Origin of the sequence: Serratia sp. EWG9 (assembly GCF_019913725.1) — a bacterium.
GTDB classification, from domain to species: Bacteria; Pseudomonadota; Gammaproteobacteria; order Enterobacterales; family Enterobacteriaceae; genus Serratia; species Serratia ureilytica.
This window is the reverse complement of sequence record NZ_JADNRO010000001.1, coordinates 84007-108174: the sequence shown is the minus strand read 5'-3', so window position 1 is coordinate 108174 and position 24168 is coordinate 84007. Positions and strand designations below refer to the sequence as shown.

Sequence of the window (24168 nt, the reverse complement as noted above, 5' to 3'; positions counted from 1 at the left end):
AGTCCTCTCCGTAAGCTGAGCGTAAGTGTTGCTCATTCCTGATATACGTATGAGGTTCTCCAAGTGGATGCACGGGTCGAAAAAAATAATGTAGAGAGAACGAACGCTGTGACAGACAAATAAGCACGCCGTGATGGCCGCCCGTTTCCGCGCTTTCTTATGAGGTTATTCCTAAACCTTCACATCCTCCCTCATGCGTCTTGATGGGAATATTCCCATTCAGTTATCGTTAACACACGCATCGGGTTCTACCCTAAGCGAAATTTGACTCATTTTATTTTCTATGGCTTCTCAGCCCGCTTCGGCGGGCAATTTACCTGTCAGCAGGTTAGACACCATGATCGATTACACCCTCTATGGCCTCAACAAGAATGATGTTGATGAATACCATAAGCAAATCTGCTGCCTGCTCGGCAAAAGCGTGCTGCTGGTGCTCATCGCCAACAAACCGATCACCAAACAGAATCTGCTGGCCAGTCTTATTCAGGAAGTTGAACAACAGCACGACGAGTATTTTCAAAAATTGCATCGCGCGGCAATAGAAATGATCGGCGTTAACGGGCGCTAGATCGATATGCGCAAGGCGGAAATCTACGCCATTATTGCCGCCGTCGTGGTGTTGATTATGCTGTTAATAATGAACTCCGGCAGCGATATCAGCGCTTATCCCTAATGTGAAGCGCAGCACTCCTTTGCCGCAAGGTGCCTCTTTTTTGGCCCGAAGCGCGTTTCTGCCCGGGTTTTATTTTGAACCGGCCGCTTCGTCAATCAATCCCGCCACGTCATCGGCATGGGAAACCAGCGAGGCATGACTGGCCTTCAGCACCATTACTTTCTTAGCCTGCAGCCGCTGCGCCATACGCCGTTGGTTCTCCGGCGCTATCATGCGGTCGTCGCTGGAGAGTTGATACCACGACGGTTTATGTTTCCAGGCGGGCTCACCGAGGGGGTTGCCGAAGGTATCGGCCAATGGCGCCTTCTGCGTCGCCGCCATCACCAGAGCCTCGTCGGCGGTAAGATCCTGGCAAAAGCTTTCGTGAAACTTGTCGTTCTTGATCCACAGATAACCGTCGCTGTCCGGAATCAGATTCGCGACTGCCGCAGGAGGATGCGCTTGCGTAATGCCACCGGGGCTTTCACCGGCATCCGGGGCAAACGCGGCAATGTAGACCAGGCCGACCACGTTAGGCTGGTTGCCCATTTCCGTGATCACCGCGCCACCGTAAGAGTGCCCCACCAACAATACCGGTCCCGCTTGCTGCGCGACCATCTTGCGCGCCCGTTCCGCATCCTCAGCCAGTGAGGTCAGCGGCATTTCCACCGCATGAATCGCCGAATAGCCCCTGCGCGACAACTCGATAATCACCTTACTCCAGTGCGCGGCGCCGCCCCAGAATCCGTGCACCAGCACGATGGTTGGTTTTGTGCTCATTGTCGACCTCTTCATCTCATTTGGAGGCGCTGTAGACAGATCAACAGCCGCCCTACAGGGACGCGCCTTGCAGCCGGCGACGTCGCGCGATCTCCATTTATATAGTTAGCACTGCGGCATTCGGCAATAGCTACGACGGGTTAAGGCGCTCGGTTTTCAGGCGTCGTCATGACTTGCCGAGGCAGCGTACGCCGTGGCGGCAGTGCAAAAAACGGGATTAAAACTAGGATTTTTACCCATACCGATCTAAAATCCCACGCAAAAACAAAGACAAGTAAATTTGATTCACCGGGAAAAGGAATGAAGTTGTGAAGGAAATGATCTCCATCGTATTGATGACATGCCTGCTGGCGCTGCTGTTTTCGTGGCTGTTCGTCTACGGTCTTAACATTCATTAAACCTACAGCAACACCACCCCCCCTTCCTGGCTGACCGGCAGCGCATCCGGACGATGCGCTAAAAACCCCTCTCCCCGCATGTTTCTATCCCATCATTCGCCCGCCGACAGCTAAAAAGACCCCAAAGCTCGCCGGCGCAACGCGATCTCGCCTTCGTCTGCCCGCCCACTAAAACATCAATAATATTTATGAGTTACAACCTCGTCGCGTTTCCGGACGTCTGAATGACTATTTTCCTTCTTCACACCGTTCCCGCCTGAAATCAGGCTGACAATCTCAAAATGTTACCGGTAACTATGTTGTTGATTTCTTTTCGTAATAAGCATAAAGCCGTTAATAACCTTACATTCTTTATAGAAATAAATTATGCATTCTTATGGATAAAGGCATGAATTAACGGCCTTCGGTCATTGATTATCGCCCGCCAAGCTCCTAAAATTCGCGCGTAAAAATACAACTGGGATCGAGTTTCATGTCGTCGCTGTGGGTTGCAACGCAATACTGTTATTTTATTGGTCTGTTAGTTTCAATGATTTTCACCTACCTGGTAAGCAGGGACACCGTCAAAATTCGTTGCATCAGCGCGCTGACCATCGGGTTAACCTGGCCGTTGAGTCTGCCGGTCGTCTTGCTGTTTTCGCTGTTCTAACGCCCTAACCGGCTGTGCCGCCACGGATGCTTTTAAACAGCCGTGCTAATGTAATGGGTCGGCCAACGACGCTGCCCCCTCACCGGCGAAACAAGTGACGATACGGCGCATTGTTAAATGAAAGGCCATTTCCCCGCGTAATGTTTTACTTGGGGGGTAGACTATTCGCCGCGCCGCGATCGCCAACGGCGGTACAGCCGCCCCACGCCCCATACCATCAGCCATAGTAAAATATTCCCCCCCAACCAAAGCATCAGCAGGTAGAGGAAAGTCTGATAACCGGGTATGCCCCGATCGGCGAAGAACGGATTAAAGTGCAAAAATTTGACGATCGCGAAGGGATTAAGATTGAAACGGGTGAAGACGCAGGCGGTCAGCACAGGCGGCAACAGGATGTAAAACGCCAGGGTGAATATTAGCAGCAGCCTGGTGCCATGCGTGTTTTTATAATCTTTCATATCAGCGTATTGCTTGCTTCATCTCAGTGCGAGAATCGCCTGGCGATCGCTCGCCAATCGACCCTGCGGGCCAAAAATAGTTCCGCGCAAACGCGGGAATAAAGCCGGTTCAGCGTTTAATTCTCATTTAGCGCTCGGGTGATATATACCCTGTGGATTATAAATTACGATGCCGACGCGCCGCCTTCAACTGCAGCGTTTGCGTGGCGTCATCAGGAGGCCCTAATGAAACCGGACGCACTCTCCCTGCCGCCGAGCGCAAAAAAACTCAAAGTGATCTACGGCTGGTATATTTACGTGATCTATATCCTGCTGGTTTTCAACATTTACATGGCGGTCTACAACGTCTGCGTTCGGCATCCGATCGAAGCCCCGCTGCTATCGCTGTTTCACAGCCTGTTTCTCGCGCTGATGTTGCAACAGGTGCTCAAGAAAAACGTCGTTTTCGCCTGGATCTTGTTGGGCTATTTTATTCTGATGCGCCTGTATTACGCCAATGTGCTGCACATTGAGTTCACGCTGGTGAGCCGTGGCCTGGTGCTGCTGATTCTGACGCTGCTGCTGACCGGCACCGTGGCCGTCGGGCAGCTGGCCACGCCGCCACAGCGGCATGACTGGCTGGCTCGCCTAGGCTGGCGGCAATGGACGACGCTCGCGGCGCTGGCGGCAATCCTGACCCCGCTGATCACCACCGATTACCTCGGCTAAACGCGGTGCTATCTGGGGATATGGGGCTCTGAAATGTCTACGATGCGGCATATTTTGGTGTAGTTGCCTGCCTTCTCACAGATCTTGTCCGTGACGAACACGCTAAGGTAGCCCAGCAGCAGCAAGTAGCCAACCATGCACAAAATAAAGATAAGCGTTCTCACCGATAGCGACCAACCTGACAAGAGTATCTCCAGCATCATAACCTGAACGAGGCGCTTTAAAAGGATTTCATGTGCGCACTGGCCGCATCGACGCACGTTCTGTAGTAACATTAAGCCACCACGCCAACCACCGGAAACGCCGATGCACCATCTGATGTTAGACCTTGAAACCCTGGATATAAAACCCAGCGCCGTGATTTTGGTGGTCGCGGCGGTGTTTTTCGATCCCCGCACCGGCGAACTCGGCGCCGAATTCGAGGCCGCCGTCAGCAGCCAGAAAGATCAGCCGGGGCGAACCATAAGCCTGGACACGGTTGCCTGGTGGGCGAAACAATCCGATGAAGCGCGCAAGCTGGCCTTCGGCGGCACCGAGAGCCTCAAGCGCGTGCTGAGCAGTCTCAGCCGTTTTATCCATATGAACAGCACCGATACGGTAAAGGTCTGGGGCAACGGTAAAGAGTTCGACTGCGCGATCCTCGAACACGCCTTTCAGCAGTTGGAGATGCCCTGTCCGTGGAAATTCTGGGATACCCAGGATGTGCGCACGGTGATCACGCTGGCGGAACTGCACGGCTTTAACCCGAAAAAGACCCGTCCGTTCGAAGGCATGCCGCATCGCGCGTTGGATGACGCTCGCCATCAGGCTCGTTATGTGGCCGATACCGTCTCGGCGCTTTATCTCCGCCCGGGAGCGCAGCGCTGACCCGCTTTGCCCCTTTTCATTTGCCGCCAGAATCTCTACTCTAGCCCTCTTTGTCACTCGGACGTGCCTTTCCTGCTATGCAAAAGTTCCTGTTTCTGCTTCTCAGCCTGGTGCTGCTCGGCCCATTGGGCATCGATCTCTATCTGCCCACCATTCCCGCCATCGCCGTAGGTCTGGGCAGCAGTGAAGCGCTGATCCAATCCACCATTTCGCTGTTTATTCTGGTGCTCGGCCTCGGTCAAATCATCGCCGGTCCGTTGGTGGATAACTATGGCCGCAAACCGGTGGCGCTGGCCGGCATTATTCTCTACACGATCGGCGCGGCAATGGCGGCGCTGGCCACCAGCCCGACGATCTTCATCGCGTCGCGCCTGTTGCAAGGGGTAGCGGTCTGTTGCACCGCCGTCGTCGCCTTCAGCGGCGTGCGCGATCGGCTGAATGGCGACGACGCCGCCCGCGCCTTCGGCTTTCTCAACGGCACGCTGAACATCATCCCGGCATTGGCGCCGCTGCTCGGCGGCCTGCTCGCCGAAGCCTTCGGCTGGCGCGCGCCCTTTTGGTTCCTGGCCGGTTACGCGCTGCTGGTGTTGGTGCTCATCGCGCTGCGCCTGCCGGAAACTCGCCCCGCCGACACCGTGCCCGTCAAAGGGCTGCCGGTGCGCCAATACGCGCGCATCCTCAGCGAACGGCGTTTCCTCTCTTTTGCGGTGGTGAACTCCGGGGCGATGGGCATGGCGCTGACCTACGTTTCTCTGGCGCCTAACGTGCTGATGGGCACCGCGGGCCTGACTCCGCTGCAATTCTCGTTGGTGTTCGGCGCCAACGGCTTCTGGATCATGTTGGTCAGCTTCTTCGCTAACCGCATCATCCACAAAGTCGGCCGCCCGGTTTGTCTGGCGACCGGCGGCATTTTGATGGGGTTGGGCTGCCTGGGCCTGCTGCTGGGCGTCATGTGGCTTCCCGCGGCGGCGCAAGCGCACTGGCTGGCGTATATGCTGCCGGTCGCCAGCGCCTGCGCCGGGTTGGCGTTCGTGATGGGCCCGGCCACCAGCTATGCGCTGGAACCGTACTCCAATGAGGCCGGCGTCGCGTCCGCGCTGGTCGGTTTCGTACAGATGGCCGGGGGCGCCGCGCTGGGGCTGCTGGCGATGGCGCTGCCGCTGCAACCGAAGCTGTCGCTGGCCTTGGTCATGCTGGCGGGCTGCCTGCTGGCGCTGCACGCGCGGCGGCTCAGCAAGCAGATTAAAGGACAGATCAGAAAAGTCGCCTGAGCCGCAGCTCAGGCTTCGGTAACAACCGGCACGCGTGCCGCCAACGCCGACAACAGTTCATAGCCTAACGTCCCTGCCGCCGTGGCCACCTCGTCCACCGGCAGGCGTTTTCCCCACAGCTCCACCTCGGCGCCCAGTTCAACGTGGGGACAGGGCGTCAAATCCACCGCCAGCATATCCATCGATACCGTTCCCAGGGTGCGCGTCAACACGCCATCGACCCATACCGGCGTTCCGGTCGGCGCATGACGCGGATAGCCGTCGGCATAACCGCAGGCCACCACGCCGATACGCTGCGCGCCGGCGGCGCTGTAACGGCCACCGTAGCCCACGCGATCGCCAGACTTCAGCTGCTGAATGCCGATGATCTCGCTGCTCAGCGTCATCGCCGGCTGCAACCCCGTCGATGCGATATCGTTCCAGCACCCGCTCGGCGAAGCGCCATAGAGAATGATCCCAGGGCGAACCCAGCTGCCGTGGGTCGCAGGATGCCACAGCGTAGCGGCCGAGTTGGCCAGGCAACGCGGCAGCGGTACATCGGCCGCCGCCGCCTCGATGGTGGCCATCTGTTGAGTTACGCCTTCCGGCCCGTCGGCGGTGGCGAAGTGACTCATCAGCGTAAGCTCGGCAATATTGGCGACAGCCTGCGCCCTGCGCCACACCTCATGCAGGCGCTCGGGCGCAAACCCCAGCCGATTCATGCCGCTGTTCACTTTCAGATAGACATCAAGCGGCGCACTCAGCTTTGCGTCGGCGATCGCCGCCAGTTGCCAGTCGCTGTGCACCGCCGTCGTCAGGCGATAACGATCGAGCAAGGCCAGATCCTGCCGCTGGAAGAAGCCTTCCAACAACAAGATAGGCCCCTGCCAACCGGACTCGCGCAGCAACACCGCTTCGGCCAGATCCAGCATGGCGAAGCCGTCGGTTTGCGCCATGCTGCGCCAAACGTGTTTGATGCCGTGGCCATAGGCGTTGGCCTTGACCACCGCCCAGACTTTGGCGCCGGGGGCGAAACGGCGCACCACCTGCAGGTTGTTTTCAATTGCGCCGAGATGCATCGTGGCGGTTATCGGACGGGGCATCGCTTCTCCTTGGGGCAGCGTACAGCGGCCACGCGCGCCTGCGCGTGGCCGAAAAAGTCTATGACAGCGTCGACGATTAACGTGCGGGATGCACGTCGTTCAGCGGAACCGCGTGTTGCTGGCGAAATCCGGCGCTGTAACGCGCCACCGCCAGGTCATCGGAAGGGATTGCCGGCGTAATGCCGGACATCAGATCGGACAACAACTGCCCGGAACCGCAGGCCATGGTCCAACCCAGCGTGCCATGCCCGGTGTTGAGGTACAGGTTTTTCAACGAGGTGCGGCCGACGATCGGCGTGCCGTCCGGCGTCATCGGGCGCAAGCCGGTCCAGAACGTCGCGTCTTCCACTCTGCCGCCGTTCGGATACAGATCGCGCACCACCATCTCCAGCGTTTCTCGCCGCTTTTGCTCCAACTGAGTATTGAAACCGACGATCTCCGCCATGCCGCCGACGCGAATGCGCTGGTCGAAGCGCGTGATGGCGATTTTATACGTCTCATCCAGTACCGTAGAGAATGGCGCCGCCGCCTCATCGACGATAGGGATCGTCAGCGAATAGCCCTTGAGCGGGTAAACCGGAATAGACACCAGGCCGCGCAGCAGCGCCGTGGAGTACGAACCGAACGCCACCACGTAGCTATCGGCTTTGAACACTTCCTCGCCGCACTGTACGCCGGCGATCTTGTCCCCCTCCACCAACAGACGGTCGACGCTGCGGTTGAACAGGAAGGTCACGCCCGCCTGCTCAGCCATCTTCGCCAACTGTTGCGTAAACAGTTGGCAATCGCCGGTTTCGTCGTTCGGCAACTGCAGGCCGCCGGTCAGCTTGTGCGCCACCTGCGCCAGCGCCGGCTCAACGCTGCCGAGTTGGCCGGCTTCCAGCAATCGGTAAGGCACCCCGGCATCTTCCAATACCGCAATATCTTTCGCGGCGTTTTCGAACTGTTGTTGGGTGCGGAACAGCTGCAGCGTGCCGCCCTGACGGCCTTCGTACTGGATGCCGGTTTCCTGCCGCAGCGCCTTGATGCAGTCGCGGCTGTATTCCGCCAGGCGCACCATGCGGCCTTTGTTGGTCATGTAGTGTTCGGTGTTGCAGTTTTTCAGCATCTGCCACATCCAGTTCAGCTGGAAGCTGCTGCCGTCGAGACGGATCGCCAGCGGCGCATGGCGTTGGAACATCCACTTAATGGCCTTCAGCGGCACGCCCGGCGCCGCCCAGGGAGCGGCATAGCCCGGTGAAATCTGCCCGGCGTTCGCCGCGCTGGTTTCCAGTGCCGGGCCGGGCTGACGATCGATCACCGTCACCTCATGCCCAGCCTTCGCCAAATACCAGGCACTGGCTACGCCTACCACTCCACTACCTAAAATTACCACTCGCATCGCTGACTCCAGCCCAAGGCTTCACAAAGCACAATCTTCTGCTAACAGGAAATTAACTCAGTGAAAAAATCCGTCCAACAACTTCGTCATCAAACGTGACAATATTCACAATTAATTTATCGTCGATGGCCCGCGCATTTGCAATAGCCGCCAGAAAATAGCGATAAGATACGGTTTAAGGGGGTTTATGGCGCGAGGTCACCCCTGATTCGCTAGCATTGCTATCATTGATGTCATGGAAAATTGGCGTGATAAGCAACATGGATTTAACAGAATATAAAAATATCAGCTAACCTATAAATAGAATAAAAAACCACAAAAACAAAAAATACCAAAACAACTGGCAAATAACGGCACCACCCGCTGCAGCAGAAAAATCGCGTAAATTTTCAGCCCTTAATAGCCTTATTTTTACTGTTGGAATAAAGCGGCGTTCACTGTGGCGCCATCTTGTTTTCGCTGCAGCACGATATGAACGTTCAAGCCCCCAGCCGCGCCCAGAGTTCATACTGTCGCTATTCAGGAGAACCTCGCATGTTCATCGCTCTCTATCAGTTCTCAGTCAAAACCGGACACGAACACGCTTTTCGCCAGGCCTGGCTTGAATTGACGCAGGGCATCTATCAGCAACGCGGCAGCCTGGGCTCGCGCCTGCATCGGGAGGTGAACGGCAAATATATCGGCTATGGGCAGTGGCCAAGCCGCTCGGCATGGGAAAACGCCGGTGATATTCAGCTGGATGAACGGTACCGAGCGGCTCGGGATCGCATGCGCGCCACTTTATTGGCGGATGAAACGCTATTTGAAATGGAGGTCACGGACGATTACCTGCAAATCAGGTCGTTCGACTGACCACAAGCCCACGCGTGCGGGCTTGTGGTGGCAGAAGAGAGAAGCATCAATGATGCAGCATCTCGTCCACGACTTCTTTGGTCTGCAGCTGGAACGGGTAGTAGGTCGGCCAGTTATCCATCTCTTTCAGCAACGCCTCCTGCGACGTGTTGCCCATAAAGATATGGAAATGCGCCGATTTGCGCGGCCCGATAATGTGATCGCTGAACTGTACGAATTTCGGCGCCTGGCTGTCGGCATCCTGGCACTCGAACAGATAACGCACGCCTTTCTTACCGGAGACATACGTCAGGATCTTATGCCCGGCGTACTTGTACTGACAGGCGCTGGATTGGTCGCCACGGTGAAATTCCATGACACCGTTCTCAATGCCAATGGTATCCACATCGGTGGCGTAACCTTTGCGGTAATACGCCTTCATCTCTGCGAAGGTTTTGCTCTTATCCTGCGCCGCTTTCTTCTTGAACACCGGGTCAAGATCCCCATTGATCAGATACGGATACACGGATTGCCATACGCCCTCCCAATCCGCCAGGTCGCGATCTTTGACGTCCTTATCGTCGAACACGCCTCCCTCCGCCTTTTTTTCCACTTCCGTCAGCGGCTTGCCATGTGAATGATGCCCGTGAGCCAACGTTTGCCCACTGATGAACAGCGCCGCCAGCGCCACTGCCAATTTGCCCAAATGCCTCGTCAAAACGCGCTCCTTGTCCGTTGTTGAGAAAAATGAAAAGTTACAATATAACATAACAATTTTCAATCCCTGTCGCACAGCAGGCAATGTGTTGCACGCCCCTGCCGCAGGGCTATACTCGGAGAAGATGCGCGGTGTTGCACCGCCTTCTGCCGGGACGGGCGCCGGATCGACCGCCGTTCGCCCCTTCGCGTACCGGCATTTTTATTTCACTGATTTGCAATGGTTAATTATGACTTGAACTATGCTTGTTACAGGGTCTGCCGTTTGAGCAAGGCCCGTGAATAATGAGGGTGCGCTGATGACTACTTCAACACATGACAAGGTTAAGGATGATAAACGTCTGAGCGATGGACCGGACTGGACGTTCGAACTGCTGCAGGTGTATTTGGAGCAGATCGACCGCGTCGCCAAGCATTACCGGCTCGACACCTACCCCCATCAGATCGAGGTGATCACCTCAGAACAGATGATGGACGCCTATTCGAGCGTCGGCATGCCGATCAACTATACCCATTGGTCCTTCGGCAAAAAATTCATCGAAACCGAGCAGCGCTACAAACAGGGCCAGCAAGGGCTGGCGTATGAAATCGTCATCAACTCCAATCCCTGCATCGCCTACCTGATGGAGGAGAACACCATCACCATGCAGGCGCTGGTGATGGCGCACGCCTGCTATGGCCACAACTCGTTCTTCAAGAATAACTACCTGTTCCGCAGTTGGACCGACGCCAGCTCCATCGTCGATTACCTGCTGTTTGCTCGCCACTACATCAGCCAGTGCGAAGAACGCTACGGCGTCGAAGAAGTGGAACGGCTGCTGGACTCCTGCCATGCGCTGATGAACTACGGGGTCGACAGGTACAAACGCCCGCAAAAAATCTCTTTGGTGGAAGAAAAAGCGCGCCAGAAAAGCCGCGAAGAGTATCTGCAAAGCCAGGTGAATACGCTGTGGAAGACCCTGCCACGCGTCGAGCGCGAAGAGTCGCCTGAGCAGGCGCGCCGATATCCGAGCGAACCGCAGGAAAATATCCTCTATTTTATCGAGAAGAATGCGCCGCTGCTGGAACCGTGGCAGCGTGAGGTGCTGCGCATCGTGCGCAAAGTCAGCCAATATTTCTACCCGCAAAAACAGACCCAGGTAATGAACGAGGGGTGGGCGACCTTCTGGCACTACACCATCCTTAACCATCTTTACGACGAAGGTCGGGTGACCGAGCGGTTCATGCTGGAGTTTTTGCACAGCCACACCAACGTGGTTTATCAGCCGCCGTACAACAGCCCATACTATAACGGCATCAACCCCTACGCGCTGGGCTTCGCCATGTTCCAGGACATCAAGCGCATCTGCCAATCGCCTACCGAGGAAGATCGCTACTGGTTCCCGGACATCGCCGGTAAAGACTGGTTGGACACGTTGCACTTCGCCATGCGCGACTTTAAGGATGAGAGCTTTATCAGCCAGTTCCTGTCGCCCAAAGTGATGCGCGACTTCCGCTTGTTTACCGTGCTGGACGACGATCGCAACAACTACCTGGAAATTGCCGCGATCCATAACGAAGCGGGCTACCGGGCAATCCGCCAGGAGCTGTCGGCTCAATACAATCTGAGCAACCACGAGCCGAACATTCAGATCTGGAACGTAGACCTGCGCGGCGACCGTTCGCTGACGCTGCGCTACATCCCGCAGGAGCGCGCGCCGCTCGATAAGAGCCGCCGCGACGTGTTGAAGCACCTGCATCGCCTGTGGGGCTTCGACGTGATCCTCGAGCAGCAAAACGAAGACGGCAGCGTGGAATTGCTCGACCGCTGCCCGCCGCGGCCTACGCCGCTGTAACCGCCATAACGACAAAGGGCGCCAACACGGCGCCCTTATTATGTCATTCGCACGGCATCAGCGGCGCGCTTCGGTCAGATCGCTCGGCATGGTGCCCTGCATGCTCTGCCAAATCGCCCCGCTGTCTTTACCGTAGTTGCGCACGGTGTCCATCACCTGGTCGTACAGCTTCTCATGGCAAAGCGTAGACAGCTTGCTGTAGAAGGTCAGCGCCAGCTTGCGCGCTTCCGGGTTGGAGAAGTAGTAACGGCCCACGCGGGTGTACAGCCCTTTCAGGCCGTTGAAAATCAGGCCATAGATCGGGTTGCCGGAAGCGAACGCCAGACCACGGAAGATCTCATAGTCCAGGACATTGAAGGCATCCGCCTGATCTTCCACCTCGGCGGCTTTCGCCAGCACCTCCTGCGCCTGCTCAGGATGATTGCGCACCGCAGCGCGAATAAAGATCGACGCGATATTGGTACGCACGGACAGCAGGTTATCGATCAGCTGCGGGACGCTTTTGTGATCGAGACGAGCCACGGTCTCAAGGATATTGAGGCCGGACGTTTCCCAGAAATTGTTCACTTTGGTCGGTTTACCATGCTGAATGGTCAACCAGCCATCGCGGGCCAGACGTTGCAACACTTCACGTAACGTGGTGCGCGTGACGCCAATCAACTCCGAAAGCTCACGCTCCGCGGGCAAAATAGAGCCAGGGGGGAAGCGATTATTCCAAATACTCTCAATAATGTACTCTTCCGCGAAACCGGCAGGACTCTGCGCCTTTATGACCATGTGTTTGACGTTCCGTTGCGACGATAAAATCAGTAAAAGTAATCAGCTCATCATACCAGATCACACAGACATGACATAGCGTGAGCGAAAAACAATAAACGAAAGTGTGCATAAAGTGGCAAAAAACGCGCAAAAACACCGGCCCTGAGAAATTTGCCGCCGTAAAACAAGCTCCGGTTGCGCCCGCCCCCGCCGCGTTGTTAGGGTACGTGCTACGACTGATTTAAGGATGCATAAAGGACAATGGAAACAACCCTGCGCAGCGCCCTGCTCAAAAACTTCCTGGGGCAATCTCCCGACTGGTACAAACTGACCATTCTCATTTTCCTGGCGATCAACCCGCTGGTGTTCTTTTTCGCCAGCCCGTTTCTCGCGGGTTGGCTGTTGGTGATCGAGTTCATCTTTACCCTGGCGATGGCGTTGAAATGTTACCCGCTGCTGCCGGGCGGCCTGCTGGCGCTGGAAGCCGTGGCCATCGGCATGACCAGCCCGGCGCAGGTTTCGCAGGAAATCGAACATAATCTGGAAGTGCTGCTGCTGCTGGTCTTTATGGTGGCCGGCATCTACTTTATGAAGCAACTGCTGCTGTTCGTGTTCACCAAGCTGCTACTCAATATCCGCTCGAAAACGCTGCTGTCGCTGGCGTTCTGCCTGGCGGCAGCCTTCCTTTCCGCCTTCCTCGATGCGCTGACGGTCGTGGCGGTAGTGATCAGCGTCGCCACGGGGTTCTATTCCATCTATCACAATGTGACGTCGAACCGCTCCGACGGCGACATCGGCGATGACAGCGATTTCACCGGCGAAGAGCGCAAGCAGACGCTGGAGCAATTCCGCGCCTTTCTGCGCAGCCTGCTGATGCACGCCGGCGTCGGCACCGCGCTCGGCGGAGTCATGACCATGGTGGGCGAGCCACAGAACCTGATCATCGCCAAAAGCGCGGGCTGGGGCTTTATCGACTTCTTCCTGCGGATGGCGCCGGTCACTTTGCCTGTGCTGGCATGCGGCCTGCTGGTCTGCTGGCTGGTAGAGCGTTTTCGCCTGTTTGGCTACGGCACGCCACTGCCGGAAGCGGTGCGTGAGGTGCTGAAAGAGTATGATCGCAAGGCCACCGCAGGCCGCAGCAAGCAAGAAAGGCTCAAGCTGGTGATGCAGACGCTGATCGGCGTTTGGCTGGTGCTGGCGCTGGCCTTCCACCTGGCGGAAGTCGGGCTGATCGGCCTGTCGGTCATCATTCTCGCCACATCGCTGTGCGGCGTGAACGACGAACACGCCATCGGCAAAGCGTTCCAGGAGGCGCTGCCGTTCACCGCCCTGCTGACGGTATTTTTCACCGTGGTGGCCGTGATCATTGAGCAACACCTGTTCAGCCCGGTGATCCAGTTTGTACTGCGCGCCGAGCCCGCTTCTCAGCTTTCGCTGTTCTACCTGTTCAACGGTCTGCTGTCGTCGGTTTCCGACAACGTATTCGTCGGCACGGTTTACATCAACGAAGCGCGCACCGCGCTGGAAACCGGCGCCATTGCGCTGAAACAGTTCGAACTGCTGGCGGTCGCCATCAATACCGGCACCAACCTGCCTTCGGTCGCGACCCCCAACGGCCAGGCGGCGTTCCTGTTCCTTTTGACGTCGGCCTTGGCGCCGCTGGTGCGTCTGTCGTATGGCCGCATGGTGTGGATGGCCCTGCCTTATACGATCGTATTGACCGTGGTCGGCCTGCTGTGCGTACAGTTCACGCTGGAGCCGGCGACCGAACTGTTGACACAGTGGCACTGGCTGACGCTGCCGCCTGTCGACGCCATCGGCCACTGATGCGGCGCCGGCAGGCTAAACCGACTATTTTTACGCTGAAACCGGCCCAGGTGGCTGGCAGCGAGGGGGAATTGGTTTACACTGCCGGTTCAATTGCTTACTGCATGGAAGAATCTAGATATGTTGCAATTCTTTAACCGCTGTTCACAAGGACGCGGCGCCTGGCTGCTGATGGCCCTGACAGCGTTGGTGTTGGAACTGGTCGCGCTCTATTTCCAGCACGTTATGCTGCTGCAGCCCTGCGTCATGTGCATTTACGAGCGTTGCGCGCTGTTCGGCATCCTCGGCGCCTCACTGGTGGGCGCCATCGCGCCGAAAACGCCGCTGCGCTATGTGGCGATCCTGCTGTGGATCTACAGCGCCTGGGAAGGCGTACAGCTGGCGTGGAAACACACCATGATCCAACTGCACCCCTCGCCGTTCAATACCTGCGATTTCTTCGTCAGCTTCCCGTCCTGGCTGCCGCTGGATAAATGGCTGCCTGCGGTGTTCCACGCTTCCGGTGACTGTTCCGTGCGTCAATGGCAGTTCCTGACGCTGGAAATGCCACAGTGGCTGGTGGGCATCTTCGGTGCCTATCTGCTGGTGGCGCTGATTGTGCTGATCGCGCAATTTGTTCGCCCACGCCGCCGCGATTTGTTCGGCCGCTGATAGGCCAACAAACAAAAAACGGCGCCTCAGGGCGCCGTTTTTTTAGGGTATTACTGTTGAATTCAGAGATAACCCCATTTCAGGTATGTGTAAGGAAGTAAACGAGCACGATCAGTGCCCCAGCTACGGCAAACAGACGGACCATTTTCATTGTTATGCTCTCGAACTTGCGGGAGAGCGGCCAAATTACCCAACTTATCGTTTAAAAAGAAGCATCCTGGCTCGATTAAGCGCGTAATTTACATAACATTAAACTTCTGCGTTGCCAGCGGGCCAATACATGCTGTGCAGGCACTTTCCTCACGGCCTGCGGGCATCAATAAATTACCGTTATTTATGAACGACTGCGTCTTTGTCACATTCAGAGCACAATATTTTGGTGAAGTTTGCCCATAAAATCCTTATAGTATCGGCAAAGTGAGTACTACCGATTTCCCTGGTGTTGTTGTGTGTCTTGCCCCTCATCTTTGCAGGGGCTTTTTTCCTTCTCCCCCAACCGTCAGTCCCCGCTGCCTTTAAATAAATCATTCAAATTTAACTCTGCGCGGTATCACTCATCGGCCAACGTTCGCGCACTAATGATTAAAATCGTCCGTGATTCTTTCCTTATGCTGAATGCAGTAGGCCAATGATATCAAGGACACGATTTATGCCGGATAGCACCTTTCCCCCCACGTCTCAGCGCCCGTTCCTGCGGCGCATGCTGCTCAAAGCAGGGAAAAAATTCCTGCGCTGGAACGGCGAATTTCAAACTCGCCATTCGCTCATCTCCACTACGCCGCGGATCGGTAATCATGAATTTAGTTGGGTGGCGGCGCTGGAAGCCCGTTGGCCTGCCATTCGCCAGGAGTTGGATCGGTTACTGGAGCACCCGGAGGACATCCCCGCGTTCCACCAAATATCACCGGATCAGAAACGCATCTCCAAAGGGGATAATTGGAAAACCTTCGGGCTATTTGTCTACGGGCAGCGCGTTGATGAGAACTGCGCCATTTGTCCGCACACCGCACAGGCGGTCAGCGAGATCCCCGGCATGCGCACCGCCATGTTTTCGATCCTTAAGCCGCACTATCACATCGTCCCCCACAAAGGCCCGACTCGCGCCGTGGTGCGCGCGCATTTGGGATTGATCGTGCCAAAGGATCGGGAAAAGCTCTGGATCCGCGTCGACGATCAGATCCTGCACTGGGATGAAGGCAAGGTCATTTTGTTTGATGACTCTTATGAACACGAGGTGCGCAATGATACCGACGAACTGCGTGCGGTGCTGTTTCTCGATATCGACCGGCCGATGGACAAAGTGGGGACGGCGGTAAATAAACTGCTGTTCAGCCTGATTAAAGCCAGCCCTTACGTGAAGCAGCCGCTGAAAAATCTGGTCAACTGGCGCCGCCGCGACAAAAAAGAGTGAAGTGACGGCTTATGCCATAACCTCACGCCTGCCGGTTAGCGCAATTGCAGAGGGCGGCGTGTCCTGACACGCCGCCCTCTTGCATGAAAACGCGCCTTGCTGCGCAAGGGGGCCGGCGTTATCTGGCCCAGTCCGGCTTGTTGAGGATATGGTCCTGCCAGTCCACCACTTCGCTCTCGCGCACCGCGATATGCCGCACCGTGATGCGCTCACCGTGCATCGCCGCCTTGGAGCCGCTCAGCAACGGGTGCCAGGGGAACAGCGGCTTGCCTTCGCCGATCAGGCGATAGGCGCAGGTCGGCGGCAACCAATCGAAGGTGGTGAGGTTTTCGCGCGTCAATTTGATGCAGTCCTCTTCCAGCTCGAAGCGCCGCTCGTAGTTACGGCATTGGCAGGATTTGATGTTGAGCTGGTTGCAGGCTACGTTGGTAAAATAAATCTCGTCGGTATCTTCGTCGATCAGCTTATTCAAACAGCATTGCCCGCACCCGTCGCACAGCGATTCCCACTCTTGTTCTGACATTTCCGCCAGCGTTTTCTGTTGCCAAAAAGCGAGTTGTGACATGTTAGCGTCCGGTTTCGGTAAATGGATAACTCACCTGCGCACAGGTTCGAGGGGGGACTATATAGACATTTTAGCCGCGAGATGCAAGTTTTGCCGCCGACGATGCCGGCGGCGAACAGCGATCAGATCACCCGGGTGCTGAGCGCTTTACCGTTCAGACTGATTTTCAGCATGTCGCCGGAAGCCATCGGGCCTACGCCCTGCGGCGTGCCGGTCAGGATGATGTCGCCGGCGCGCAGCGTGAAGAAACGGCTCATGTAGCTGATTAGCGGCAGGATCGGCGTGATCATGTCACGCGTATTGCCCTGCTGGCGCAGTTGATCGTTGACCGTCAACGACAGCTCGGCGTTTTGCGGATCGCCGAATTCCGCCACCGGGATAAACCCCGACATCGGACAAGACCCGTCGAAGGCCTTGGCCTTCTCCCAGGGCTGACCGGCCTTTTTAAAACCGGCTTGCAGATCGCGCAGCGTCAGATCAAGCGCCACGCCGTAACCGGCAATCGCACGCGCCACGCGATCTTCGTTGGCCTGCTTCAACGGCGTGCCGATCAGTACCGCCAGCTCTACCTCATGATGCACCGCACCGAACTCTTTAGGGATGGCCACCGGCTGGCGGATATCGCATAACGCCGTTTCCGGTTTGATGAACACCACCGGCTCGACGGACACCGCGCTGCCCATTTCCTTGATGTGATCGGCGTAGTTGCTGCCGACGCAGACCACCTTGTTCACTGGGAAATCGAGCAGCGAACCTTGCCAGTCTCTGTGTTGATACATACCGCTTCTCCCAAACTGTAGAGGCTTGGCGCGCCAAGCCGATTATTGGTGTGCCGGATCAATGCCCGATCGCGTCTGCCATCATACCCACGGCGATAGCGAAATAGTAAGAGCGATTCCAGTGCATCAGGGTGCGGAAATTATCATAGACCAGGAAGGTCCGCCCCTGCAGATCATCCGGCGCGATGATCCAGCCGCGCTGCACGGCGTGCGGCAACGCGCGGCCATCCGCACGGCGCACGCCGCGTTTCTGCCAGTCGTTGACGCTGCGCGCCTGCGCGTCTTTCAGGCCCAGTTCGGCTCGATTGAAGCCGGCGGGCAGTTTGACCTCGCGCCCCCAACCGATGCCGGGCTGCCAGCCCTCTTTGGACAGGTAGCTGGCCGTGGACGCGAAAACGTCGTCAATGTTATTCCAGATATCGATGCGTCCGTCACCGTCGCCGTCCGCCGCATAGCGCAGGAAGGAGCTTGGCATAAACTGACATTGCCCCATCGCGCCGGCCCAGGACCCTTTCAGTGGCGTATCGCCAACGTGCCCCTGTTCGACTATCTGCAACGCCGCCAGCAGCTCCCGGCTGAAAAAGGCCTCGCGGCGCCCTTCGAACGCCAGCGTCGCCAGCGCGGACACCACGTCCTCCCGCCCCTGGATCTTGCCATAGGCGCTCTCCATGCCCCACAGCGCGATGATATAGCGCCCCGGCACCCGATAGCGTTCGCTGGCCCGCAGCCATTGCGCATGGCGCTGCCGGTACAGTTCGCGCCCCTGCCGCACCTTGGCGGGCGACATCACCCGCCGCAGGTAATCGTCCAACGTGATCTTCTGCTCCGGCTGATTGCGGTCGGCCTTGATCACCCGATCGACGAAATGGATTTGCGCAAAGGCGCGGTCAAGGGTGGCCTGACTGATGCCCTGTTCCCGCGCCCGGCGCTTCAGTTGCTCGACATACGCCGGGAACTGCGCCGGATCGCGCCCGCTGGTGGCCAGCGTCGTCTCCTGCGCCGCCTGCGGTGCGCCCGGCATCATCGCACCGCCCAGCGCCAGCCAAACGGCCAACGCGGTACTTCTCGCCGAACGTGTCATCATGCCTCCCCTGACCGTAGCGGCGGTCTCAGGCCTTGTCGCCCGCCAAATGCTGATTGAGCAGGTTTTCCACCGGCGGCGGGAACTGCAGGTAATAACCTTCGTCTTTCAGCGCCTGTTTCACCTTTTCGATATCCGCCGAGGCCAATTTCTTGCGTTCATCGAGTGAAAGCATCATGGCGAATTGCGGTACGCCGAAACTTTTCATCAGCGCTTCCGGCACACGAGAGAAATCGTCTTTTTTTTCGACATAAAGATAAGTTTGATCGCGTTTCGGGCTTCTATAGATCACACAAAGCATTTTTTTAACTCTATTTAATTGAGGGAGCGTCTTGCCTGGATATAACTCTGACTATAACATGCTTATAGTACATCGGAATATCGCACCCCGAGTGGTATTCCGGGGATTTAAAGTTGCTGAGACTGAGTCAGGATAGATGTCACAATCGCCAATTGAGCTAAAAGGCAGCAGTTTTACCCTATCGGTTGTTCATTTGCATAATTCGCAGCCCGAGGTAATACGCCAGGCGTTACAGGAAAAAGTTGAGCAAGCGCCCGCTTTTCTGAAAAACGCCCCTGTTGTTATCAACGTCGCAACGCTGGATGGCGATGCGAACTGGAAAGAACTTCAACAGGCTGTCGCGGCGGCAGGTCTGCGCGTTGTGGGTATCAGCGGTTGCAGAGATGAGCGTCAGAAGCGCGCGATAGCCCGTGCCGGGCTGCCGTTGCTGAGCGAAGGCAGAGGCCAGAAAATGGCGGCGCCGGAGCCTGCACCTGCGCCCGTGGTGGCGGATAACGCCCCCGCCAAAACGCGTATCATCAGCACCCCTGTCCGTTCCGGCCAACAGATTTACGCCCGCAACTGCGATCTTATCGTGACCAGCAGCGTCAGCGCCGGCGCCGAACTGATTGCCGACGGCAACATTCATGTCTACGGCATGATGCGCGGTCGCGCGCTGGCAGGCGCGTCAGGCGACACGCAATGTCAGATTTTTTGCACCCACCTGGCGGCTGAGCTAGTCTCTATCGCAGGGCAGTACTGGTTGAGCGACCAAATCCCGTCCGATTACGTCGGGCAGGCCGTACGACTCAGCCTGTTGGATAACGCTTTAACCATACAACCTTTAAATTAAGCCCTTTTGACAAGGAATCCATTTCATGGCACGCATTATTGTTGTTACATCGGGTAAAGGGGGCGTTGGCAAGACCACTTCGAGCGCGGCCATCGCTACCGGCCTGGCCCAGAAAGGCAAGAAAACCGTCGTGATCGATTTCGATATCGGCCTGCGTAATCTTGACCTGATCATGGGCTGCGAACGTCGGGTAGTTTATGATTTCGTGAACGTGATTCAGGGCGACGCCACGCTGAATCAGGCGTTGATCAAAGACAAACGCACTGAAAACCTCTATATCCTGCCGGCTTCGCAGACACGCGACAAAGACGCGTTAACCCGTGAAGGCGTTGAGAAAGTCCTCAACGATCTCGGCGAGATGGATTTTGACTTCGTGGTCTGCGACTCACCGGCCGGTATCGAAACCGGTGCGCTGATGGCGCTGTATTTCGCCGACGAAGCGATCATCACCACCAACCCGGAAGTCTCTTCGGTACGCGACTCCGACCGTATCCTGGGCATCCTTTCCTCCAAATCGCGCCGCGCCGAGAAAGGCGAATCGCCTATCAAGGAACACCTGCTGCTGACCCGTTACAACCCGGGCCGCGTCAGCCGTGGCGACATGCTGAGCATGGAAGACGTGCTGGAAATCCTGCGCATTCCACTGGTGGGTGTGATCCCGGAAGACCAGTCCGTACTGCGTGCTTCCAACCAGGGTGAGCCTGTCATTCTGGATGCCGAGTCAGACGCCGGTAAGGCGTATGACGATACCGTTTGCCGCTTGTTGGGGGAAGAACGCCCATTCCGCTTCATTGAAGAAGAGAAGAAGGGTTTCCTGAAACGCCTTTTTGGGGGATAAACCATGGCCTTATTAGACTTCTTTCTGTCCCGCAAAAAACAGACAGCCAATATAGCCAAGGAACGGCTGCAGATTATCGTCGCAGAGCGTCGTCGCGGGGACAGTGAGCCCCCGTATCTGCCTGATTTGAAACGCGATATTCTGGCGGTTATTTGCAAATACATTCAGATCGATCCTGAAATGCTGCATGTGCAGTTCGAGCAGAAAGGGGACGATATTTCGGTACTTGAACTTAACGTGACATTACCGGAATCGGAAGAAGCAGCTAAATGATTGCGACGCATTAATTACCCCCTGTATATTTTATGCAGGGGGTAACTGTATGTGCATCCAGTTATTAAGCATTATCGGCAGCAAAAAATCGATTTTTCCCTTTGGGACAATTCCCAATTAACTTTGCCGCCACCTCGTTTAAAGTAAATTCTGGCCAGATTTACCTTCAACGCATTATTTCCTGCCTATATTCACCCGAGCAGAGTTTCCCTACCCTGCCCTGGTGATAACCAGCGATTAATAATCTTTCAGGATGTCCTGCAACGGCGCCATTAATAAATCGCCGCGCCAGCCGCTGATTAATTCAGGGCGACTCTCGCCGTCCTTCAGTTTCCAATGCCAGTTCAACAATTGGTTAATTTGGCGACGGGATGCCAGCAGCTCGCTGCTCAACCCGCTTTGCTCGCTGACGGTGGCGATAGCGGCCTTGATGTCCTTAAACACCTTCTTGTAGCCCGGCTGATCGATAAGGTTAGCCAACGGCGCCGGCAAATCGGACTCCTCCAGCGCTTCGGCTTCGGCCACCAGCGCCAACAGCGTTTTGCCGTGATAACGGATCTCCGGCCCGCTCAGGCCCAGCGAATCTAGTTCTCCCAGCGAAGACGGCATAAAGCGCGCCACCTGCCACAGGTTCTCCTCGCGAACCACGAAGTTCACCGCCAGATCGCGCTCGCGCGCCTGGCGCAACCGCCATTCCGCCAACTTCTGCAGACACCCAAGCTGACGCGGGCGCAACTGCCAGGCATTGCTGATTTCGCGATAGGCCACTTCCGGCGCCAGCGCCTCGCTACGGCGTTGGCACAGCAGCAAGCACTCGTTATTGGCCGCAGCGGTCCAGCCGGCCTCTTCGGTCTCCTGCACCAGCTGTTTGGCCATCGGCAGCAGGTAGAACACGTCGGCGGCCGCATACACGCACTGTCTTTCAGTCAGCGGGCGCGCCAGCCAATCGGTGCGCGACTCGCTCTTGTCCAGTTCAACCTTCATGTACTCCGCCACCAGCGTCGCAAAGCCGCAGGAGAGCGGCCGGCCGGTAAAGGCCGCCAGGATCTGAGTGTCGATCATCGGCGTCGGCAGCGTTTTAAAGGCGTTGAGAAACACTTCAAGATCTTCACTGCCGGCATGCAGGAACTTCACCACGGCGGTGTCGGCCAGCAGCTCGACAAACGGTTGCCAGTGCTTGATCGGCAGAGGATCGATAAGGGAGAGTTGTTCACCGTCGTAAAGCTGGATCAGGCCCAGCTGCGGATAGTAGGTACGCGTTCTGACAAACTCGGTGTCCAGCGCAACCTGGGCATGCTTTCTCGCCTGCTCGCAGACCTGCTGCAATCCGGCATCGGTAGTGATCAACTGATAATTCAAAACATCATTCTCTTGTAGGATTCAAACACAACAACGCCGGCATTCACCGGCGTTGTTGATAGGCTGACGCGAGAGCAAAACCTAGGCGGCATCGGCCGGCTTAGGCGCTTTTTGCTCATCGCGCAATTCTCGCCGCAAAATCTTGCCGACGTTCGACTTCGGCAGTTCATCGCGGAACTCAACAATTTTAGGCACTTTATACCCGGTCAGGTGGCGTCGGCAATGGGTCAACAGCTCTTCCTTGGTCAGCGAGGCGTCTTTCTTCACCACGCAGATCTTCACCGTTTCGCCGGAGGCCTCGCTGGGCACGCCGATTGCCGCACATTCCAGCACTTTCGGGTGCTGGCTGACCACATCTTCAATCTCGTTCGGATACACGTTGAAACCCGAGACCAGGATCATGTCTTTCTTGCGGTCGACGATGCGTACAAATCCCTGATCGTCCACGGTCACCACATCACCGGTCGCCAGCCAGCCGTCTTTCAGCACTTCGTCGGTGGCATCCGGGCGCTGCCAATAGCCTAACATAACTTGCGGCCCTTTGACCCACAGTTCGCCCGGCTCGCCCGGCGGCACATCATGGCCGTTGTCGTCCACCAACCGAATGTCCGTCGACGGCACCGGCAGACCGATGCTGCCGCTGTAGTGTTTAAGATCGTAAGGGTTGCCGGCCACCAGCGGCGCGCACTCCGTCAGGCCGTAACCTTCCAGCAGGTGTTTGCCGGTGGTTTTCTCCCACTTCTCGGCCACCGATTTTTGCACCGACATGCCGCCGCCGACCGAGAAACGCAGCGTAGAGAAATCGAGCTTGTGGAAGTCTTCGTTGTTCAGCAACGCATTGAACAGCGTATTTACCCCGCTCATGGCGGTGAACGGGTATTTGCCCAATTCTTTCACCAGGCCCGGAATGTCACGCGGGTTGGTGATCAGCAAATTGCGCCCGCCCAGATCGATAAACAGCAGGCAGTTCACCGTCAGCGCGAAAATGTGATACAGCGGCAGTGCCGTCACCACCAGCTCCTGCCCTTCACGGAACAGCGGCGAATAGGCGGCCTTGGCCTGCTCAAGGTTGGCCTGCATGTTGCGGTGCGTCAGCATCGCCCCCTTCGCCACCCCGGTGGTGCCGCCGGTGTATTGCAGGAAAGCCAGATCGGCATTAATGATGTCCGGTTTTACATATTGTAAACGGCGGCCGCGCTGCAGCGCGCTGCGGAAGGAAATGGCGTCCGGCAGATTGTATTTCGGCACCAGACGCTTAACGTATTTGACCACGAAGTTGACCAACGTGCCCTTGGCGGCCGACAGCTGATCGCCCATGCGCGTCAGGATCACGTGTTTGACCTGGGTGTTGAACACCACTTTTTCCAGCGTATGGGCAAAGTTGGAGACGATGACGATGGCACTGGCGCCGCTGTCGTTCAACTGGTGCTCCAGCTCGCGCGGGGTATACAGCGGGTTGACGTTGACCACCACCATGCCGGCACGCAGAATGCCGAACAGGGCAATGGGGTATTGCAACAGGTTAGGCATCATCAGCGCGACGCGGTCGCCCTTCTTCAGGCCCAGCTCATTTTGCAGGTAAGCCGCGAAAGCCCGGCTGCGTTCTTCCAGTTTGCGGAAGGTCATCACCTCGCCCATATTGATAAAGGCGGGCTGATCGGCATAGCGCTGCACGGCATGCTCAAACATTTCGATCAACGACGAATAGCGATCGGCATCAATCTCTGCGGGCACATCTGCCGGATACCGTTTTAACCAGACCTTATCCAAGGTATTACTCCTGAAATCATTACTAATTATCATCGCAGCCCTCAAACTCGCAGCCTAACCATAACAATATTTTAACTCAGCAGACCAGTTCGG

The 24168-nt window shown here is 56.7% G+C and carries 25 protein-coding genes; 13 read left to right on the top strand and 12 right to left on the bottom strand.

Annotated features, from left to right (window positions below; all coding sequences use genetic code 11):
* The first annotated feature begins 337 nt into the window (after positions 1–337).
* The gene (locus tag ITX55_RS00585; protein ID WP_033643319.1) at positions 338–568 is read left to right on the top strand and encodes a hypothetical protein; all 231 of its coding nucleotides are present in this window, start codon (positions 338–340) and stop codon (positions 566–568) included.
* Positions 569–742: 174 nt separating this feature from the next.
* Here ITX55_RS00585 and ITX55_RS00580 read toward each other — a convergent pair whose 3' ends face one another.
* Positions 743–1432 carry an alpha/beta hydrolase gene (locus tag ITX55_RS00580; protein ID WP_033643320.1) on the bottom strand — a complete coding sequence of 230 codons (690 nt, stop codon included), beginning with the start codon at positions 1430–1432 and terminating at the stop codon, positions 743–745.
* A gap of 870 nt (positions 1433–2302) precedes the next feature.
* Between ITX55_RS00580 and ITX55_RS00575 the strand changes: the two genes are divergently transcribed.
* Entirely contained in the window at positions 2303–2479 is a 177-nt protein-coding gene (locus tag ITX55_RS00575; RefSeq protein WP_033634815.1) for a GhoT/OrtT family toxin, read from the top strand.
* A gap of 161 nt (positions 2480–2640) precedes the next feature.
* Here the strand turns inward: ITX55_RS00575 and ITX55_RS00570 are convergent, their stop codons facing one another.
* Positions 2641–2937 carry a hypothetical protein gene (locus tag ITX55_RS00570; RefSeq protein ID WP_099785861.1) on the bottom strand — a complete coding sequence of 99 codons (297 nt, stop codon included), beginning with the start codon at positions 2935–2937 and terminating at the stop codon, positions 2641–2643.
* A gap of 225 nt (positions 2938–3162) precedes the next feature.
* Here ITX55_RS00570 and ITX55_RS00565 point away from each other — a divergent pair, with 225 nt between their 5' ends.
* From ITX55_RS00565 to ITX55_RS00555, 3 genes are all read left to right on the top strand, one after another.
* Entirely contained in the window at positions 3163–3645 is a 483-nt protein-coding gene (locus ITX55_RS00565) for a hypothetical protein (protein WP_033643322.1), read from the top strand.
* A 306-nt stretch (positions 3646–3951) separates the two neighbouring features.
* Positions 3952–4512, top strand: coding sequence for a 3'-5' exonuclease (locus tag ITX55_RS00560; protein ID WP_187048118.1), 561 nt, complete (start codon positions 3952–3954; stop codon positions 4510–4512).
* 77 nt (positions 4513–4589) lie between these two features.
* Positions 4590–5783, top strand: coding sequence for a Bcr/CflA family efflux MFS transporter (locus tag ITX55_RS00555; RefSeq protein ID WP_033650957.1), 1194 nt, complete (start codon positions 4590–4592; stop codon positions 5781–5783).
* An 8-nt stretch (positions 5784–5791) separates the two neighbouring features.
* On the opposite strand, the gene dadX is transcribed toward ITX55_RS00555, so the two are convergent.
* Both dadX and ITX55_RS00545 read right to left on the bottom strand, forming a co-directional pair.
* Entirely contained in the window at positions 5792–6865 is a 1074-nt protein-coding gene (dadX, locus tag ITX55_RS00550; RefSeq protein ID WP_099785867.1) for a catabolic alanine racemase DadX, read from the bottom strand.
* A 76-nt stretch (positions 6866–6941) separates the two neighbouring features.
* Positions 6942–8246, bottom strand: a complete 1305-nt coding sequence (locus tag ITX55_RS00545) for a D-amino acid dehydrogenase (RefSeq protein ID WP_033643328.1) — start codon at positions 8244–8246, stop codon at positions 6942–6944.
* Between the two features lie 534 nt (positions 8247–8780).
* On the opposite strand from ITX55_RS00545, the gene ITX55_RS00540 reads away from it, so the two are divergent.
* Complete coding sequence (locus ITX55_RS00540) at positions 8781–9098, top strand: antibiotic biosynthesis monooxygenase (protein ID WP_164057236.1); 318 nt, start codon at positions 8781–8783, stop codon at positions 9096–9098.
* A gap of 46 nt (positions 9099–9144) precedes the next feature.
* Here ITX55_RS00540 and zinT read toward each other — a convergent pair whose 3' ends face one another.
* Positions 9145–9795, bottom strand: coding sequence for a metal-binding protein ZinT (gene zinT, locus ITX55_RS00535; RefSeq protein ID WP_197755886.1), 651 nt, complete (start codon positions 9793–9795; stop codon positions 9145–9147).
* 298 nt (positions 9796–10093) lie between these two features.
* On the opposite strand from zinT, the gene ITX55_RS00530 reads away from it, so the two are divergent.
* Positions 10094–11629 carry a SpoVR family protein gene (locus ITX55_RS00530; RefSeq protein WP_033643331.1) on the top strand — a complete coding sequence of 512 codons (1536 nt, stop codon included), beginning with the start codon at positions 10094–10096 and terminating at the stop codon, positions 11627–11629.
* 57 nt (positions 11630–11686) lie between these two features.
* Here the strand turns inward: ITX55_RS00530 and fadR are convergent, their stop codons facing one another.
* A complete protein-coding gene (fadR, locus tag ITX55_RS00525; RefSeq protein ID WP_033643333.1) occupies positions 11687–12406 on the bottom strand; it encodes a fatty acid metabolism transcriptional regulator FadR in 720 nt (239 codons plus the stop codon).
* 243 nt (positions 12407–12649) lie between these two features.
* Between fadR and nhaB the strand changes: the two genes are divergently transcribed.
* The 3 genes from nhaB to ITX55_RS00510 all read left to right on the top strand — a co-directional run bounded on the left by nhaB (position 12650) and on the right by ITX55_RS00510 (position 16277).
* Positions 12650–14215 (top strand): sodium/proton antiporter NhaB, encoded by a 1566-nt coding sequence (gene nhaB / locus ITX55_RS00520; RefSeq protein ID WP_197755885.1) that lies wholly within the window; start codon positions 12650–12652, stop codon positions 14213–14215.
* A 120-nt stretch (positions 14216–14335) separates the two neighbouring features.
* Positions 14336–14866: a disulfide bond formation protein DsbB gene (gene dsbB / locus ITX55_RS00515; protein WP_033643335.1), complete on the top strand. Its 531-nt coding sequence runs from the start codon at positions 14336–14338 to the stop codon at positions 14864–14866.
* 649 nt (positions 14867–15515) lie between these two features.
* On the top strand, positions 15516–16277 hold the full coding sequence (locus ITX55_RS00510; protein WP_197755884.1) for an aspartyl/asparaginyl beta-hydroxylase domain-containing protein: 762 nt from the start codon (positions 15516–15518) through the stop codon (positions 16275–16277).
* A 118-nt stretch (positions 16278–16395) separates the two neighbouring features.
* Here the strand turns inward: ITX55_RS00510 and ITX55_RS00505 are convergent, their stop codons facing one another.
* From ITX55_RS00505 to ITX55_RS00490, 4 genes are all read right to left on the bottom strand, one after another.
* Positions 16396–16842 (bottom strand): YcgN family cysteine cluster protein, encoded by a 447-nt coding sequence (locus ITX55_RS00505; RefSeq protein WP_025159803.1) that lies wholly within the window; start codon positions 16840–16842, stop codon positions 16396–16398.
* A gap of 122 nt (positions 16843–16964) precedes the next feature.
* Positions 16965–17621 carry a fumarylacetoacetate hydrolase family protein gene (locus ITX55_RS00500; RefSeq protein ID WP_033643338.1) on the bottom strand — a complete coding sequence of 219 codons (657 nt, stop codon included), beginning with the start codon at positions 17619–17621 and terminating at the stop codon, positions 16965–16967.
* A 58-nt stretch (positions 17622–17679) separates the two neighbouring features.
* Positions 17680–18702 (bottom strand): lytic transglycosylase domain-containing protein, encoded by a 1023-nt coding sequence (locus tag ITX55_RS00495; RefSeq protein WP_089192611.1) that lies wholly within the window; start codon positions 18700–18702, stop codon positions 17680–17682.
* A 28-nt stretch (positions 18703–18730) separates the two neighbouring features.
* The gene (locus ITX55_RS00490; RefSeq protein WP_033643340.1) at positions 18731–19003 is read right to left on the bottom strand and encodes a YcgL domain-containing protein; all 273 of its coding nucleotides are present in this window, start codon (positions 19001–19003) and stop codon (positions 18731–18733) included.
* Between the two features lie 136 nt (positions 19004–19139).
* On the opposite strand from ITX55_RS00490, the gene minC reads away from it, so the two are divergent.
* From minC to minE, 3 genes are read left to right on the top strand one after another with little or no spacing between them, the layout of a single operon-like run.
* Complete coding sequence (gene minC / locus ITX55_RS00485; protein ID WP_033650952.1) at positions 19140–19835, top strand: septum site-determining protein MinC; 696 nt, start codon at positions 19140–19142, stop codon at positions 19833–19835.
* A 25-nt stretch (positions 19836–19860) separates the two neighbouring features.
* A complete protein-coding gene (minD, locus tag ITX55_RS00480) occupies positions 19861–20673 on the top strand; it encodes a septum site-determining protein MinD (protein ID WP_004932300.1) in 813 nt (270 codons plus the stop codon).
* A 3-nt stretch (positions 20674–20676) separates the two neighbouring features.
* Complete coding sequence (gene minE, locus ITX55_RS00475) at positions 20677–20946, top strand: cell division topological specificity factor MinE (RefSeq protein WP_004932303.1); 270 nt, start codon at positions 20677–20679, stop codon at positions 20944–20946.
* Positions 20947–21183: 237 nt separating this feature from the next.
* On the opposite strand, the gene rnd is transcribed toward minE, so the two are convergent.
* Positions 21184–22305 carry a ribonuclease D gene (gene rnd, locus ITX55_RS00470; protein WP_033650951.1) on the bottom strand — a complete coding sequence of 374 codons (1122 nt, stop codon included), beginning with the start codon at positions 22303–22305 and terminating at the stop codon, positions 21184–21186.
* Between the two features lie 81 nt (positions 22306–22386).
* On the bottom strand, positions 22387–24075 hold the full coding sequence (gene fadD, locus ITX55_RS00465) for a long-chain-fatty-acid--CoA ligase FadD (protein WP_033643344.1): 1689 nt from the start codon (positions 24073–24075) through the stop codon (positions 22387–22389).
* Positions 24076–24168 lie beyond the last annotated feature (93 nt).